Source organism: Amycolatopsis sp. NPDC049159 (genome assembly GCF_040648295.1).
Lineage (GTDB): Bacteria > Actinomycetota > Actinomycetes > Mycobacteriales > Pseudonocardiaceae > Amycolatopsis > Amycolatopsis pretoriensis_A.
In genome coordinates this window covers 542,326-558,409 of sequence record NZ_JBEZDL010000002.1, presented here as the reverse complement: position 1 = coordinate 558,409, position 16,084 = coordinate 542,326, and the positions used below count along the sequence as shown (strand labels likewise).

General features: G+C 73.2%; 13 protein-coding genes. 3 read left to right on the top strand and 10 right to left on the bottom strand.

Annotated features, from left to right (window positions below; genetic code table 11):
- Positions 1-19: 19 nt before the first annotated feature.
- The 10 genes from AB0B33_RS05825 to AB0B33_RS05780 form a co-directional block, all read right to left on the bottom strand.
- Positions 20-1,204, bottom strand: coding sequence for a phosphotransferase (locus AB0B33_RS05825; RefSeq protein ID WP_360767321.1), 1,185 nt, complete (start codon positions 1,202-1,204; stop codon positions 20-22).
- Positions 1,205-1,283: 79 nt separating this feature from the next.
- On the bottom strand, positions 1,284-2,231 hold the full coding sequence (locus tag AB0B33_RS05820; RefSeq protein WP_247011699.1) for a DUF389 domain-containing protein: 948 nt from the start codon (positions 2,229-2,231) through the stop codon (positions 1,284-1,286).
- On the bottom strand, positions 2,231-4,006 hold the full coding sequence (aspS, locus tag AB0B33_RS05815) for an aspartate--tRNA ligase (protein WP_360767316.1): 1,776 nt from the start codon (positions 4,004-4,006) through the stop codon (positions 2,231-2,233). The genes AB0B33_RS05820 and aspS overlap by 1 nt, the downstream gene beginning before the upstream one ends.
- Before the next feature lie 120 nt (positions 4,007-4,126).
- Positions 4,127-4,729 carry an organomercurial lyase gene (gene merB, locus AB0B33_RS05810; RefSeq protein ID WP_247011701.1) on the bottom strand — a complete coding sequence of 201 codons (603 nt, stop codon included), beginning with the start codon at positions 4,727-4,729 and terminating at the stop codon, positions 4,127-4,129.
- Between the two features lie 166 nt (positions 4,730-4,895).
- Positions 4,896-6,791 (bottom strand): intein-containing Rv2578c family radical SAM protein, encoded by a 1,896-nt coding sequence (locus AB0B33_RS05805; RefSeq protein WP_360767313.1) that lies wholly within the window; start codon positions 6,789-6,791, stop codon positions 4,896-4,898.
- Between the two features lie 346 nt (positions 6,792-7,137).
- On the bottom strand, positions 7,138-8,550 hold the full coding sequence (gene sthA / locus AB0B33_RS05800) for a Si-specific NAD(P)(+) transhydrogenase (protein WP_360767310.1): 1,413 nt from the start codon (positions 8,548-8,550) through the stop codon (positions 7,138-7,140).
- Between the two features lie 66 nt (positions 8,551-8,616).
- Positions 8,617-9,921 (bottom strand): glutamine synthetase, encoded by a 1,305-nt coding sequence (locus tag AB0B33_RS05795; RefSeq protein ID WP_360767473.1) that lies wholly within the window; start codon positions 9,919-9,921, stop codon positions 8,617-8,619.
- Positions 9,918-11,648, bottom strand: coding sequence for an IucA/IucC family protein (locus AB0B33_RS05790; protein WP_360767307.1), 1,731 nt, complete (start codon positions 11,646-11,648; stop codon positions 9,918-9,920). Before AB0B33_RS05790 ends, AB0B33_RS05795 begins: the two co-directional genes overlap by 4 nt.
- Positions 11,645-12,922 carry a SidA/IucD/PvdA family monooxygenase gene (locus AB0B33_RS05785; protein WP_360767304.1) on the bottom strand — a complete coding sequence of 426 codons (1,278 nt, stop codon included), beginning with the start codon at positions 12,920-12,922 and terminating at the stop codon, positions 11,645-11,647. The genes AB0B33_RS05790 and AB0B33_RS05785 overlap by 4 nt, the downstream gene beginning before the upstream one ends.
- Positions 12,919-14,667, bottom strand: a complete 1,749-nt coding sequence (locus AB0B33_RS05780) for an aminotransferase class V-fold PLP-dependent enzyme (protein ID WP_360767300.1) — start codon at positions 14,665-14,667, stop codon at positions 12,919-12,921. The genes AB0B33_RS05785 and AB0B33_RS05780 overlap by 4 nt, the downstream gene beginning before the upstream one ends.
- A 143-nt stretch (positions 14,668-14,810) precedes the next feature.
- On the opposite strand from AB0B33_RS05780, the gene AB0B33_RS05775 reads away from it, so the two are divergent.
- Genes AB0B33_RS05775 through crcB form a run of 3 tightly spaced genes read left to right on the top strand, consistent with a single transcriptional unit; the run spans position 14,811 to position 15,921 of the window.
- Positions 14,811-15,218, top strand: a complete 408-nt coding sequence (locus AB0B33_RS05775; RefSeq protein ID WP_360767297.1) for a CrcB family protein — start codon at positions 14,811-14,813, stop codon at positions 15,216-15,218.
- On the top strand, positions 15,218-15,550 hold the full coding sequence (locus AB0B33_RS05770; RefSeq protein ID WP_360767294.1) for a DUF190 domain-containing protein: 333 nt from the start codon (positions 15,218-15,220) through the stop codon (positions 15,548-15,550). Before AB0B33_RS05775 ends, AB0B33_RS05770 begins: the two co-directional genes overlap by 1 nt.
- Complete coding sequence (crcB, locus tag AB0B33_RS05765) at positions 15,547-15,921, top strand: fluoride efflux transporter CrcB (protein WP_360767291.1); 375 nt, start codon at positions 15,547-15,549, stop codon at positions 15,919-15,921. The genes AB0B33_RS05770 and crcB overlap by 4 nt, the downstream gene beginning before the upstream one ends.
- Positions 15,922-16,084: the final 163 nt, after the last annotated feature.

The following is a 16,084-nucleotide window of genomic DNA, read 5'->3' as shown; positions in this document are numbered from 1 at the left end:
CACATCGGGGGGCTCGAGGTCAGCGGAACGCCGGGTAGAACGCCAGGTCGGCGTGCGGACCCAACCGGGCCGCCAGTGCCGCCGCCACCCGGGCCGCGAACTCCGACACCGCCGTCATCCGCACGTACCCCGCGTGCTTGGCCAGGTCCCGCCACCAGGTCACGAAAGCCGCTTCACGGCTCACTGGAGCCGCGTGCCGGGACAGATCCAGCGACGCCAGCTCCTCCCCCGTGATCAGCCACACCCGCAGCAGCTCGCTGGTCGTCAGGTGCTCGGCCAGCGCGTCGTCATCGGCGAACGCCGGCCAGACGCCCACCACTTCAGCGCGCCAAGCCGCGATCATCGCCTCACTCATGCCCGCCGGGAGCGCCAGCGCGTCCGGCCAGCTCGCGAACGGCAGCCTCAGGTGCGCCGCGTCGACCAGGGCCGAGCGGACGCAGCCGTACTCGAAGTCCAGGAAGCGGACGCCCTCGCCCGTCACCAGGTTGTTGTCCGGGCTGAGCTCGACCGGGCTGAACGCACGGAAGCCCGCCGAACGGGACTGCTCCAAGGCCGCCGTCACCTGGGTGTGGACCTCGGCCGGGACCGGGATTCCCAAGCGCTCCTGGATCAGGGACGGCACGGCCGCGCACAGCTCGTCGACCGCGCTCTCGTCGCCCTTCGCCGGGGCGCCCAGGCGGCGCAGCAAAGCGTTGAAGTCCGCTTCGCGGCCCGCGGTGCTCGCGTGCAGCCGCCCCAGCGACCGGGCCCAGGACAGCAGCGCGCGCTCGGCCGCGCGGGAATCACGCGCGTAGAGCTTGTCCTCCAGCGTCGGTGTGCCGCCGAGGTCCTCCAGGACCAGCGCGCGGTCGCGGCCGTCGTGGGCCAGCAGCTCCGGGCACATCCGCTCGTCCGGGGCCAGCGCCGTGAACAGCTGGTAGCTGACCGCCTCCTGGGCGAACGGGTCGGCGCCGGGCCCCGGCGGATCCGGGTAGTGCTTGACCACGACCGTGCGCGGCAACGCGAACGAAGACGACACCACCCTGGCGCGGACCACCGTCGCCGGTCCGCTCCCCGCGAGGTCCTCGGGGGCGACCAGGGTGATCGCGCTGCCGAACCGGCGCGAAAGAACAGACTCGCCCGCCGCGACCGCCGCGGCGACGGCGAGCTGCTCGGCTCCTGCCCCGACCCCAGCGTCGCCGGAGGAGGAGGTGTCGACTGTCATTGTCACCGACCCTACTCGTGACTGAGCAACCATGACTACTGACATCCGGACAAGAAGACGCATCCCACCCGGATACGGGTCACCCGCGTGAAAGCGGACGCATCCCCACCGGTGAACGTTGCCCATTCCGGCGCACGATCAACACAATGGCCGCTGCTGCAACGATTCCGAGAAGGTTGACGAGCAGCTGACCCACCGATTGGACGCATCGGCCCCACTCCCCCGCCACGGCCGCCACCATCGCGTAACCGGCGGCGGGCACGGTGGTCACGGAGATGAACACGCCCACCAGCGCCGCCGACTTCGCCGACGTCATGGCGAGCATCCCCGCCGCGCCCGCGAGCATCGCGACGACCAGGGACGGCACCCCGACGGAGAAGACGAAATCGACCTCGTTGTGCTGCTTGAGCTCGAACGCCTGCGCCCCGAAGACGTCGGTCACCTTCACCAGCAGCGCCCCGCCCAGCGTGACGACCATGGCGAGCGGGAAGCCAACCCCCAGCGCCGCGCCGGCCAGCCGGACGAGGTCCCACCGCCGCAGCACCAGGCCCACCGCCAGAGCGGCGAGCGGCCCGAACTCCGGGCCGACGACCATCGCGCCGACGATCGTCACCGCGGAGTCGGTGAGGACCCCGACCGCGGCGAGCAGGCAGGCGATGGTGAGGAACGCCAGGAACGTCACGTTGAGCCGCGACTCTTCACCCGTGCGGCCGAGCAGCTCCTGCCACACGACGGCGTCCGCGCCCTCACCCGGCGCGGCCTCCTCCGCTTCGTCGGCGGCGTCGGAGAGCGCGGTGTCGAGCGCTTCGAGCGTGATGCCGCCGGAGTGGTCGAGGCCGAGCCCGCACAGCGCCTCGACGATCTCGTCGGCCGCCTCGCGCGCGATGTCGGCCTCGACCAGGTCGCCCGCCGGCTCCACGGCGGCACCGCGGTGCACGATCAGGTGCGCGGTGCCGGCGTGCGCCCGCAGGACGTCGAGCGCCTCGGCGGTCTGGTCCGGCGGGCACACGGCCCTCAGGTGCAGCACTAGCTCTGCGGGGCGGGGGCCGGCTTCGCGTCGATGCCGGCCTCCTTGCGCTGCTGCGCCGTGATCGGCGCCGGCGCCGCGGTCAGCGGGTCGTACCCGCCGCCGGTCTTCGGGAACGCGATCACGTCACGCAGCGAGTCGGCCTTGGCCAGCAGCATGACGATGCGGTCCCAGCCGAACGCGATGCCGCCGTGCGGCGGCGGGCCGAAGGCGAAGGCGTCGAGCAGGAAGCCGAACTTCTCCTGGGCCTCCTCCTCGCCGAGGCCCATCAGGCTGAAGACGCGCTTCTGGACGTCGCCGCGGTGGATACGGATCGAGCCGCCGCCGATTTCGTTGCCGTTGCAGACGATGTCGTAGGCGTAGGCCAGCGCGTTGCCCGGGTCCTGCTCGAACTTGTCGATCCACTCCGGGGTCGGCGAGGTGAAGGCGTGGTGCACGGCGGTCCACTTGCCGGAGCCGACGGCGACGTCGTCGCCGATGTCCTCGACCGGCGCGAACAGCGGCGCGTCGACGACCCACACGAACGACCAGGCGTCTTCGTCGATCAGGCCGAGGCGCTTGCCGATCTCGTCGCGCGCGGCGCCGAGCAGCGGCTGCGTCGACGCGGCCTTGCCGGCGGCGAAGAAGATGCAGTCGCCGGCCTGGGCGCCCGCCGCGGCGGCAACGTTCTCGCGCTCGGTCTCGGACAGGTTCTTCGCGACCGGGCCGCCGAGCGTGCCGTCTTCGTTCACGAGGATGTACGCGAGGCCGCGCGCGCCGCGCTGCTTCGCCCACTCCTGCCACGCGTCGAGCTGGCGACGCGGCTGGTCGGCGCCGCCCGCCATCACGACCGCGCCGACGTACGGGGCCTGGAACACGCGGAACGGCGTGTCGGCGAAGAACTCCGTCATGTCGGTGATCTCGAGGTCGAAGCGCAGGTCCGGCTTGTCCGAGCCGTACTTGGCCATCGCCTCGTGGTAGGTGATGCGCGGGATCGGCCGCGGGATCTCGTGCCCGATCAGCTTCCACAGCGCGGAGACGATGTCCTCGCCGAGCGCGATGACGTCGTCCTGCTCGACGAAGCTCATCTCGATGTCGAGCTGGGTGAACTCGGGCTGCCGGTCGGCGCGGAAGTCTTCGTCGCGGTAGCAGCGGGCGATCTGGTAGTACCGCTCCATGCCGCCGACCATGAGCAGCTGCTTGAACAGCTGCGGCGACTGCGGCAGGGCGTACCAGGAGCCGGGCTTGAGCCGGGCGGGCACCAGGAAGTCGCGCGCGCCTTCCGGCGTCGAGCGGGTCATCGTCGGGGTCTCGATCTCGACGAAGTCCTGGGCGTGCAGCACCTCGCGCGCGGCGCGGCTGACCTCGCTGCGCAGGCGCATGGCCGCGGCCGGGCCGCTGCGGCGCAGGTCGAGGTAGCGGTGCTTGAGGCGGATCTCCTCGCCCACGTCGACGCGGTCGTCGATCGGGAACGGCAGCGGCGCGGCTTCGGACAGCACCTCGAGTTCGGTCGCGAGGACCTCGATCTCGCCGGTGGGGATCTCGGCGTTCGCGTTGCCCTCGGGGCGCTTCGCGACCTCGCCGACGATCTTGACGCAGAACTCGGAGCGCAGCGCGTGCGCGCGCTCGGCCATCTCGCCTTCGCGGAAGACGACCTGGGCGACGCCGCTGGCATCGCGGAGGTCGATGAAGATGACGCCGCCGTGATCGCGCCGCCGGGCCACCCATCCGGTGAGGGTGACGGTCTGTCCGGCCTGTCCGGCACGCAGGGTGCCGGCTTGGTGGGTGCGGAGCACTGCGACTGCTCTCCTTCGAGATGGGCGTTCAGCGGCGGTTGTCGCCGCTCAAAGGCTAACGAACAGCCCAGCCTACGACGTCGGCAGGCTCGCCTGCGGCGGTGGGCAGCGGTGCCCGCGTCAGAGCACGAACCGGGGCCGGGCCTCCAGCGCCGCGACCAGGCGGTGCGCCTGGGCCAGGTAGGCCGCCACCTGGTAGATCCGGCCGCCCGGGTGCCCCACCAGCCAGCTCGCCGCGGCCGACGCCGAGGCGAAGAACGGCTGGCCCGCGCAGGCCACCGCGTCGACGTGCGCCAGGCCGAAGCCGAGGTCGACGGCCGCCACCACCGCGGTCGGTGGGTCGGCCTGGAGGATCCCGTGCGCCACCAGGTCGATCCGGATGTGCGTGCCGGTGACCGGGCAGACCGCGGCCGCGTGCACGCGCTCGCCGGTGGCGATGGCCAGCAGGAACATGTCGACCGAACCGTCCGGGCCGGCGCCGAGGGTGCCTTCGGCGGGCGCCAGCCGGTGGTGCGCGCCGCGCGGGGCCGGGCCGGTCGAGACGAGGTCGCGGTGCAGCGTGAAGCCGATCAGCTCGACCAGCCGCCGGGCTTCGGCGGGGGTGACGCCGACGATCGCGGCCAGGCGGTCGACGCCCACCGGGTGCCGGCCGGCCCGGGTCAGCTTCAGCGCGGCCCAGGCGAGCCGGGCGGCCGCGACGCGATCGGTCTGCGAGGTCGTCACCGTCCGCTCCTTCCCGGGTCCATCCCTTCGACGTTAGGCGCCGGTGACGCGGGACGACAACGACACGATCGGACATTTTCCCGCAAGCCCAGGACAGCGCCGCGCACCGGGGCGAGGATTACGTCGAACGGCCCAGCGCGTCACCCGGATGGTCCACAATGGACCGTCAGAGCAGGCGCAGCTGTTCGGTGGGCGCGGGGGGTTCCGCGGCGGGCGCCGGCCCGGGGTCGCGCGGGTCGTACCCGGTCTTCGGCGCCAGCCCGTGCCGCCGCAGCAACGGCGCGACGCGCTCCGCGAGCCGCTCCCGGTAGGCCTTCTGCACGTAGCTGCCCCGCGCGTACAGCTCCCGGTACCGCGGGACCAGCGCCGGGTACGAGCCGGCCAGCCAGCGGCCGAACCACTCGCGGGCGCCGGGGCGCAGGTGCAGCGGGAAGACCGTCACGCTCGACGCGCCGACGTCGGCGAGCTGCGCGAACAGCGCGTCGAGGGCCTCGGCGGAGTCGGTCAGCCACGGCAGCACCGGCGCCACCAGCACCGAGCACTCCAGCCCGGCGTCGCGGGCCTTGCGGACCAGCTCGAGCCGCGCACGCGGACTCGGCGTCCCGGGTTCGAGGCGGTGCTGGAGCTCGCCGTCGAGCAGCGCGATCGACACCGCGAGCCCGACCGGCACGTCGGCGGCGACGTCCTGCAGCAGCGGCAGGTCGCGCGCCAGCACCGTGCCCTTCGTGAGCACCGACAGCGGCGTGCCGGAGCGCGCCAGCGCCGTGATGATGCCCGGCATCAGCCGGTAGCGGCCCTCCGCGCGCTGGTAGGGGTCGGTGTTGGTGCCCATGGCGACGTGCTCGCGCCGCCACGACGGCTTCTTCAGCTGCGCGGTGAGCACCTGCGGGGCGTTGACCTTGACGACCACCTGGGTGTCGAAGTCGCGGCCGGCGTCGAAGTCGAGGTAGGTGTGGGTGTTCCGGGCGAAGCAGTTGTGGGACACCATGCCGTCGGCGATGAAGTCGCCAGTGCCGGTGGTGATGTCGAACAGCGGCAGCTGCAGGCCCAGCGGCTCGATCGCCTCGACGCGGCGGCGGCTCGCGCCGATCACCGCGCCGTCCAGCGACCGCTTCCAGGTCACCGCCGGGTTGCTCACGTGCAGGAACCGCAGGACTTCGCCGGCGCCGCCGAGCAGCCGGACCTCCTGGCGGGTCGGGAACTTCGGCACCTCGTCGACCTGGCGGGCGAAGCCGAACCGGGCGAGCGCGGCGGCGACGGCGTCGGTGATCTCCGGTTCGTCGTGCGCGAAGGTGAGGATGCCGCGGCCGTAGCCGCCCGCGATGTCGAAGACGCCGGCGAGGAACCCGCGCTGCCAGTGCGCGTCCGGCTCCGACGGCACCTTCAGGAAGCCGACGGACGCCCCGAAGTCGGGCAGGTACGCGAGCGCGCGGGCGGCGGCGTCCGGCTCCGCGGCGAACCCGCCGGAGCGCAGCATCCCGCAGAGGTAGCCGGCGCGGTACCCGAGCGTCTCGTCCGGCGTCGGCTCGAACCGCCCGACCCCGATCAGCTCGGTCCCGGGCTCGAGGTGCGGCCGCTGGGCGGCCCCGAACTTGCTGCCGGTGACGTGCTTCCAGCCCTTGCTCGTCAGGAACCGGTGATCGCCGCCGGCGACGAGCCGTGTGCCGTCCTCGAGGGTCACCCGGTACGCGGCGCGCAGAGTGGTCCAGTGCGCCTCCACGCGGGTCGGCACCAGCCGCCGGGCCGCGCCGTGGCCGCGGGTGCCGTAGATGGCGTCCCCGACCTTCAGCTCCGACAGCGCCTTGGTCCGGCCGTCCGCCAGGAGGATCTCGGTGCCGCCTTCGAGGCAGTACGTGCAGGCGTGGGAGCAGCCGCGGTAGGGGTTCACGGTCCAGCCGAAGGGCACGCCGGAGCCGGCGGGCACCTTGTTCAGCACCGAGCGCGCGCGCACCTCGTGAAAGGTGACGCCGTCGAATTCCGGTGACCGCACGGAACGCACCAGGCCCTCCAGCCCGGGCAGTGCCGGCTCACCCTCCCCTGCTCGCTGCCGATCCCATCGCACGCCGTCAGTCGAACATACGTTCTAGTCGAGTGTCAAACGGGTTCGCGGCAGGTGGATCGGGTGGTGCCGGTGTGGTTCTTGAGGCGGTACACAGGGGCCTTGGACGAGGTGCGGGGCGTGGTTCCCGGCCCGGAGCGTCGCGAACGGTCCTTTCGCGACGCCCGCGGCCGGGGGGGCGGCCCAGGCTCGGCACGCGAACGTCATGAAAGGGTCGTTCACGGCGTCGGAGTCCAGGGCCCCGGCAAAGCCACGTCGGTGCGGGCCCCTCGCCGTGATGTCGTGAACGACTCGTTCATGTCGTCTGGTGAGGTGAACGACCCTTTCAGGGCATCCCGCCCCGAACCGGTCAGGACGAGAAGCGGTCCAAGGCCCGGATCTTGTTCGTCGCGTCCAGCGCCGCCACCTTGTACGCCTCCGACAGCGTCGGGTAGTTGAACACCGCGTCCACCAGGTAGTCGACCGTGCCGCCGCAGCCCATCACCGCCTGTCCGATGTGGACCAGGTCGGTCGCGCCCGTGCCGAACACGTGCACGCCCAGCAGCTTGCGGTCCGTCGTGGACACCAGCAGCTTGAGCATCCCGTAGCTGTCGCCGGTGATCTGGCCGCGCGCCAGCTCGCGGTAGCGCGCGATGCCGACCTCGTACGGCACCGACGACGACGTCAGCTGCGCCTCCGTCGAGCCGACGTAGGAGATCTCCGGGATGGTGTAGATGCCGATCGGCTGCAGCGCGCCCAGGCCGTTCGCCGGTTCGCCGAACGCGTGGTAGGCCGCCAGCCTGCCCTGGTCCATCGACGTCGCCGCCAGTGCCGGGAAGCCGATCACGTCGCCGACCGCGTAGATGTGCGGGACCTCGGTGCGGTAGTTCTCGTCGACCACCAGCCGGCCGCGCGCGTCCGCGCTCAGGCCCGCCGCCTCCAGGTTGAGGTCGCCGGTCATGCCCTGGCGGCCCGCGGAGTACATGACGCCGTCGGCCGGGATGCGCTTGCCGCTGACCAGGGTCGTGATCGTGGCGTCGTCGGACACCGCGACGTCGGCGACCTTCTCGCCGAAGCGGAACGTGACGCCGAGGTCGCGCAGCTGGAACTTGAGGGACTCGACGATCTCCGGGTCGCAGAAGTCGAGCATCTGGTCGCGCTGCTCGACCACCGTCACCCGCGAGCCGAGCGCGGCGAACATCGACGCGTACTCGATGCCGATCACGCCGGCGCCGACCACCACGAGCGACGACGGGATCTGCTCGAGCCGCAGGATCTCGTCGGAGTCCAGGACGCGGGCGGCGTCGAAGTCGACGTGGCCGGGCCGCGCGGGACGGGTGCCGGTGGCGATCACGACGTGGTCGCCGCTCAGCGTCCGGCGGTCGCCCGGGTGCTTGCTCTCGACGACCACGGTGTGCGCGTCGGCGAACGAGCCGAGGCCGGGGATGAGGTCGACGTGGTTGCGCATCAGCTGCGCGCGCACGACCTGGACCTCGCGCCCGACGACGTGCTGGGTGCGCGCGAGCAGGTCGGCGATGGTGATGTCCTGCTTGACGCGGTAGCTCGCGCCGTAGAGCTCGCGCTGGTTCATCCCGGTCAGGTAGAGCACCGCTTCGCGCAGCGTCTTCGACGGGATCGTGCCGGTGTTGACGCACACCCCGCCGACCATGTCGTGCCGGTCCACGACCGCCACCCGCTTGCCCAGCTTCGCCGCGGCGATGGCGGCCTTCTGACCGCCGGGGCCCGAACCGATGACGATGAGGTCGTACTCGTGCTCGCTCACGACGTCGAGCCTGCGCACCCGGACGCCCCCGCGCAACCCCTCGCCGGGGAAATCCGGCCGGATCGTTCAGCCGCGCAGGGTGCCGCGGCGCCGCTGCCAGTCCGTGACCGCCTCCAGGCCGGACTCGACCTCCTCGGTCAGCAGCGCCGTCAGCTGGGCCGCGACGTCCTCGCCCAGCAGCTCCCCCACCCGGTCCATCGACGACAGCGCTTCCCAGGGTGAGCCCGCCAGCGAGCCCGTGGTGACGCCCGGCTCCGGCGGCGTCAGCCCCTCCTCCAGCCCGAACCGCCCGGCCGCGAGCAGCGCCGCGAGCACCAGGTGCGGCTGGGCGTCCGCGCCGGCGAAGCGGAACTCCAGGCGGGGGTCCGACGGCGGCCCGGCGACGCGCACCGACGCCGTCCGGTCGTCGTGGCCCCAGCGGATCTCGCGCGGGGAGAACGGTGCCGTGCGCAGCCGCACGTAGCTGTTCCACGTCGGCGCCCACACCGCCGTCAGCGCCCGCGCGTCGCGCAGCACGCCCGCCAGGAAGCCGCCCAGCAGGTCCGGCGGCGATCCGTCCACAGTGGACAGCGACAGGTGCACGTGGCCCGAATTCCCCTGCCCCGGCGCGGGTGCGGCCAGGTAGGACGCTTCCACCGAGTGGCGCGCGGCGACCCGGCGCACGATCAGCTGCTGCAGCAGCACGTCGTCGCACGCGGCCAGCGCGTCGCGGTGGCGCAGCACGACCTCGTACTGCCCGGGGTGGCATTCCGCGCGGGCGGACTCGACACCCAAGCCGGCTTCGTCCAAAGCGGACCGGAGGTCGGCCAGCAGCGGCGCCAGGCGTTCGGTGCCGCCGAGCGCGTAGTCGGTGCCGTGCGCGGTGAGCGGCCCGGCGGCGTCGGCGAACACGACCTCGTGCTCGATGCCCACCGACGGCACCAGCCCTAGCCCCTCCAGCGCCGCGAGCTGCCCGCGCAGCACCTCGCGCGGGGCGAGCTCCGCGAGCTGGCCGGACGGCCACTCGGCGTCGCAGACCACCGCCCACGTCCGCTGGCCCCACGGGATCGCCGTCGCCGGGTCCGGGCGCATCCGCAGGTCGCCGAAGCCTTCGAGGTAGCCGCCCAGCACGCCGGACGCCGGGAGCGGCTCCCGGTCCGGCGACCACGCGAAGACGTAGCTGCAGACGCCGTAGCCGTCGTCGAGGACCGAGGCGGCGAACGGCGCGGCCAGCTCGACCGCGGCGAAGCGGGCGTGCGGGTCGGGCACCAGCAGGAGCAGGCGCGCGCCGTCCTCGGCGAGCACCCCGCGCAGCACCGCCTTTCCCGCGGCCGCCGCGGCCTGGCGCGCGGCCAGTGACCGCGGGCCGGCCGGCCGCGCGAACGGCGTCACCACGCGCCGCCGGGGTCGGCGGCGTGCAGCGGGTTCGGCACCCGGCCCCACCGGACGTCGAACTCGTCGTCGCGCTCCACCTTGTCGAACCCCTGGCCGGCGAGGTGCTCCCGGTTGAGCGTCACGCGCTCGACGTCCGGCGCGAACAGCCGGCACGCGTCGAACCGCGCGGCGACGTCCGGGTTTTCGGCGCGGTAGCGGCCCACGACCTCGCGCACGAGCGCCCAGAACCGGGCCCGGGGCAGGCCGGTCTCGTCGAGCAGGACCTCGGCCCAGAACCGGAACTGGCCGGAGAACACCGAGCTGAACAGCGACTGCGCGAGCAGGTGCGCGGGCCACCGCAGCATGTCCGCGTTCGCCTCGGGCGGGAGCGACTCGTAGCTCCCGACCGGCTCGTCGAGCAGGTCGACGCCCTGGGCGAAGTCCTTGATCAGCACCCGCTGGGGGAAGCCGGCGGCGTCGACGACCAGGACCAGGTTCTGGCCGTGCGGGCAGAACCCGACGCCGTGGCGCAGCAGCCACTGCAGCAACGGCGTGAGCAGCAGGTCGAACAGCCGGGCCAGCCACGCCTCGGGATCGCCGCTCGCGATGAGGTGCGCAAGCATCGAAACGCCGTCGGGACCGCAGTACGGCAAGGCGGCGAACGAAATCGCGCGTTCCCCGTCCGCGAGCCGGATCGGCTCGCGCCACAGCGCGCCCAGCGTCTCGTGGAAGCGGTACGGCAGCTCCTCCAGGTGCCCGAACAGCGGGTGTGTCACCGACACGCTCGCGACTTCGCCGAGCAGCCCGAACCGGTACCGCTCGCTCAGCAGCGGGTCGGCCGCGCTGATCCGGCGCAGCCACGACGTCACCGACGGCCCGGCGAGCGTCGCCGCCGAGTCGAGCCCGCGGTAGACCAGCGTGTTGCGCACCGAGACCGCGGTCTTGACGTCGTGGCGGCCCGGCGTGGTCACGTTGCCCAGCGTCCGGACCGTCTGGTGCGCGCGGTAGGCGTCGGCGCTCTCCCCGAGGTCGACCACGACGCCGGTGGCGAGCTCGGCGGCGTAGAGCGTGCCGAGGATTTCGTCGGCCTGCCAAGGGTGCACCGGCACCCAGACGTAGTCCCCGGGCACCTTCCGGGCGAATTCCGCCCGCAGCGCCCCGAGTTCGGCGTCCAGGAGCGCGTCCCGGCTCAGCTCGTCGACGCAGCGGAACTCGGCGTGGTCCGGGTGGACGGCGAACCAGCGCAGCCGGACGTCGGCGCCCGCTTCCGGCGCGTACCGGGCGCGGTCGCGCGCGGAGAACCCGACGCGGCCCTTGTTCAGCACCAGCCGAGGGTGGCCGGTGAGGTGCCCGTCGGCGACGTTGTAGTCCATTGTGGACAGTGCGGCCGCGGTCGGGGCGCGCCGCAGCCGGGCGGCCTCGTTGGCGACGGTCGAGGTCAGCTCGGCCAGCACGTCGGCCAGCCGCAACCCGCTCAGCCCCAGCACTTCCCGGGCGTCCACGACGAGGGTGCGCGGGTCGGTGACCGGCTCGCCGGAGCGGCGCGCGCTGCCCGGTTCGACCGTCCAGGCGTCGAACGCGCCCCGCCGCGCCCGGAACGCGTACGCGGCGCCGGGCAGCTCGAGCCGGTAGGAATCGCCGTCCCGAACGGGCTCCAGCAGGTGCTCGTAGGAGAGCTCCCCGAGCATCTTGTGCGCGATCAGGGCACCGGCCGCGCGCCAGGCGGCCGCCTCGTCGAGGGTCACTTGTCCTCCAGGCCGAACGTGGTGAAGGCGGTGCGGTCGGGCAGTGCGTGCACGGTCTCGCCGCACACGGCGTTGAGGATCACGGCCGCCCGCCAGGCGCCGAGCCCGAGGTCGGGGGCGCCGGGGCCGTGGGTGTGCCGTTCCGCGTTCTGGACGTAGAGCGCGCCCGGCACGTCGAGGCCGACGCGGTAGCCGGCGTCCACGACCAGGCGGCCCCGGCCGTCGCGGTGGACGGCGTCACCGAGCCCGGCCAGCAGCGGGCCGGTCGGCGCCTCCGCGTACCCGGTGGCCGCGACGACGGCGTCGGTGCGCAGGGTGCCCACGCGGCCCTGCTGCGCGTGCGTGACGCGGAGTTCGATCCGTCCCTCCACTGTGGACGAAGAGACGACTTCCACGCCGGGGGTCAGCACCGCTCCCGGCGGGCCGGCGATGCTGCGGCGGTAGAGCTCGTCGTGGATCGCGGCGATCGTCTCGGCGTCGATCCCCTTGTACAGCTGCCACTGCGCCGGCAGCAGCCGGTCGCGGACGGTTTCGGGGAGGCCGTGGAAGTACGCGGTGTAGTCCGGGGTGAACTGTTCGAGGCCGAGCTTCGAGTACTCCATCGGCGCGAACGCGGGGGTCCGCGCGAGCCAGCGCAGTCCGTCCACAGTGGATTTCGAGCGCAGCAGGTCGAGGAACACCTCGGCCCCCGACTGCCCGGACCCGACGACCGTGACGCTGTCGGCGCCGAGCAGCTTTTCCCGGTGCGGCAGGTAATCCGCGGAGTGCAGCGCGAGGACGTCCGGATCGGCGACGAGGCCGCGCAGCGGCTCCGGCACCGAGGGAACCGAGCCGACGCCGAGCACGACGTGGTCCGCGAGCACCGGCTCGGCCCCGGCGACGGTGAGTTCGAAGGCGTCGCCGTCCCAGCGGATGCCGGTGACCTCGTGCCCGAACCGGCACGACGGCAGCCGGGCCGCGGCCCACCGGCCGTAGTCGTCGTATTCGGCGCGCGGCGGGTGGAAGCGCTCGGCGAAGTAGAACGGGAGCAGCCGGCCGCGGTCGCGCAGGTAGTTGAGGAAGGAGAACGGGCTGGTCGGGTCGACCAGCGTGACCAGGTCGGCGAGGAACGGCACCTGCAGCGTCGCGCCCTCGACCAGCAGGCCGGGGTGCCAGCGGAACTCCGGGCGGGCGTCGAAGAACACCGCGTCCAGGCCGTCGACGCCGTCGGCCAGCGCCGCGAGCGAGAGGTTGAACGGTCCGATCCCGACGCCCGCGAGGTGGTGGCGCCTCACGAAGCGACCGGGCTTTCCCGGCCGGCGACGAGTTCGGCACCCGCGGTCGCGGCGATCCGGTCGAGCAGCGGCCGGTAGTCGGCGGCGGTGGCGTGCGGGTGCAGCAGCGTGAGCTTGAGCCACAACCGGCCGGCGCCACCGGGCCCGGTCGGCAGCGTGGCGCGGCCGATGACGGCGGTGCCGGCTTCGAGGAGTGCCCGGCGGACGCGCGCGACGAGTTCGTCCCCGCCGTCGGTGTCCGCGACGACCGGCCGCAGGACCACGGTGGACAGTTCCGGCCGGCCCCAGAGCCGCAGCCCGGGGTGCCGTTCGACGTTCGCCGCGACCTCGGCGGCGGTGGCGCAGCAGCGTTCGACGAGCGCGCCGAGCCCGTCGGTCCCGAGCGCGCGCATGGTGACGGCCATCCGGAAGGCGTCCGGCCGCCGCGACGTCCGGATTGACCGGCCGAGCAGGTCCGGCAGCCCGGCTTCGGTGTCGTCGTCGGCGTTGAGGTACTCGGCCCGCACGGTCAGCGCGGCGAGATCGGCGGCCTCCCGGGCGGCGAACAACCCGGCGGCGACCGGCTGCCAGCCGAACTTGTGCAGGTCGAGCGCCACGGAGTCGGCGAGTTCGAGCCCGGCGAGCTTGGCCTTGAGGGCGTCACTGCACAGAGCGGTGCCCCCGTAGGCGGCGTCGACGTGCAGGCGCGCTCCCGCGCGGCGGCAGATTTCGGCGATTTCGGGGAGCGGGTCGAGGGTGCCGGTGTTGGTGGTCCCGGCGGTGGCGACGACGACGGTGTGCGGCGTGACGACCTCGGCGAGGGCGGCGGGCAGCATGCGGTCGCCTTCGCAGGCCACGACGATCGGGGCGGGCAGGCCGAGCAGCCAGGCGGCGCGGGCGACGCTGTGGTGGGCGTTGGCGCCGCAGATGGCTTGGACGATGCCGGTCTCGCGGGCGAGGAGCAGGCCGAGGAGGTTGGATTCGGTGCCGCCGGTGGTGACGACGGCGTCCGGGTTTTCCTCGCCGGGGTAACACAAACGGGCGATCCCGGCGGTGAATTCGCGCTCGAGTTCACTGGCGACGGGGGCCTGGTCCCAGGAGTCCATGGAGGGGTTGAGCGCACTGGCGACGACATCGGCGGCAACGGAGACGGCGAGCGGCGGGCAGTGGAGGTGAGCGGCACAGGCGGGGTCGGCGGGGTCCGCGGACCCGGCGGCGAGGAGCCGGCTGAGCTCTTCGAGGGCGGCTTCGGCTCCGACGCCGTGACGAGGGAGGGTGCCGGTGGCGAGGGCGGGGGCGGGCCCGAGGGTGGCTCGCGGTGCGCCGGCGAGTTCGAGGGCGGTGGCTGCGGCCTGGTCGCGAGCCGCCGCTGGGCCGCCCAGCTCCGCTGAGCCATCCCCGGCCGCCGATCCGCAGGCCACAGCAGGGTCACCGAGCAACTCCACCGGGCCGGCGCCATCCCCGGCCGCCGGTCCCCGGGCCGCTGCGGGGCCTCCGAGCAACCCCGCCGAGCCATTCCCGACCGCCGATCCCCGGGCCGCCGCCGGGTCGTCGAGCGGCTCTGCGCCACCGGGGGCGGCCGCCGCGGGGGTTCCGGGGTCGCCGTGCTCGGCCATCAGGGCTGCGGCCACCGCTGCCGGGCCGCCGGCCGGGATGGGGCCGCCGCGTTCCGCTGCGCCCGCTGCCATGCCGCGTAGTGCTGCCGGGATCAGCTCGGCGAGCCGGTCCGCGCCGTCGTGGCCACCGGCCAGCACGTCTGCTCGCATGTACCCGCCCTTCCTTAGGGTTGCCTTGCCTACGCTGAGCAACAGTACGGCGACCGACGGCTGCCTGTCACCCGGCCCCGTCCAGCATGCTCGACCGGGTGGCGGGGACGCGTCGGCCATCGGGAGTAGGTTCGGCCGCGGAGGTGATCACCGTGCCCGCGACCCGGTGGGACGTCCTGCTGGCCATCGGCGCCGGCGGCGCGCTGGGCAGCCTCGCCCGCTACGGGCTGTCCGTCGCCATCCCGCACGCCCGCGGCGAGTTCGCCGTCGCGACGCTGCTCACCAACGCGCTCGGCTGCCTGCTCATCGGCGTCCTGATGGCCTTCCTCACGACCACCGCGCGCCCCCACCACCTGCTCCGCCCGTTCCTCGGCGTCGGCATCCTGGGTGGCTTCACGACGTTCTCCACGTTCGTGACCGACACCCTCGACGCGGCCACGACCGGGCGGATACTGGCTTCGCTGCTGTACGCGGCGGCGTCGCTGGTGCTGTGCCTGGCGGCGGTGGCCGCCGGACTGACGGCGACCCGCGCGATCCGGAAGGGACGCTGATGGAAGGACCGGCCACCCGCCTCACGATCTACCTCGGCGAAGACGACCACTGGCACCACAAGCCGCTCTACCACGAGATCGTCCGCCGAGCCCGCGCCGCCGGTCTCGCGGGCGCTTCGGTGCTTCGCGGCGTCGAGGGCTACGGCGCTTCGTCGCTGATCCACACGACGCGGATCCTGTCGCTGTCGGAGGACCTGCCGGTGGTCATCGTGATCATCGACGCCGAGGAGAAGCTCCGCGCGTTCCTGCCGCAGCTGGACGAGCTCGTCGGCGAGGGACTGGTGACCCTCGACCGGGTCGAGGTGGTCCGCCACGCGGGGCGGACGGAGTGACGCTGCTCCTGGTGGCCCTCGGCGGCGCGGCCGGCTCGATCCTGCGCTACCTGACCGACCGCCGGGTGCAGGCGTGGCGGGACTCGCCGTTCCCCTTCGGCACCCTGACAGTGAACATCGCCGGCTCGTTCATCCTGGGCTTCCTGAGCGGCTGGCTCCTGCACGGCGCGGAGCCGGCGTCGGTGCGCGCCCTGGTCGCGGTCGGCTTCTGCGGCGGCCTGACGACGTTCTCGACGTTCGGCTACGAGACGGTCCGGCTGTTCCTGGAGAAGACCCGGCTGTACGCGGTGCTCAACGTGGTTGTGACGGTGGTCGCGGGCCTGGCCGCCGGAGCCGCCGGGCTGCTGCTGGCCACCGCGGTGTGGTCTTGACGTGCCAGGCGCGCAACTTTCGTCCTCGGCGGCTTCACGGCTTTGCATCGTCAGCCACTTGCTCGTTGACGGCTCTGCTCCGGCAGCTCGTACAGGCTCCCGTTGGTACCGAACAAGTTGTCGAGAAACCTGACCGTTGTCCGGATGTGCCACCTGGCACATC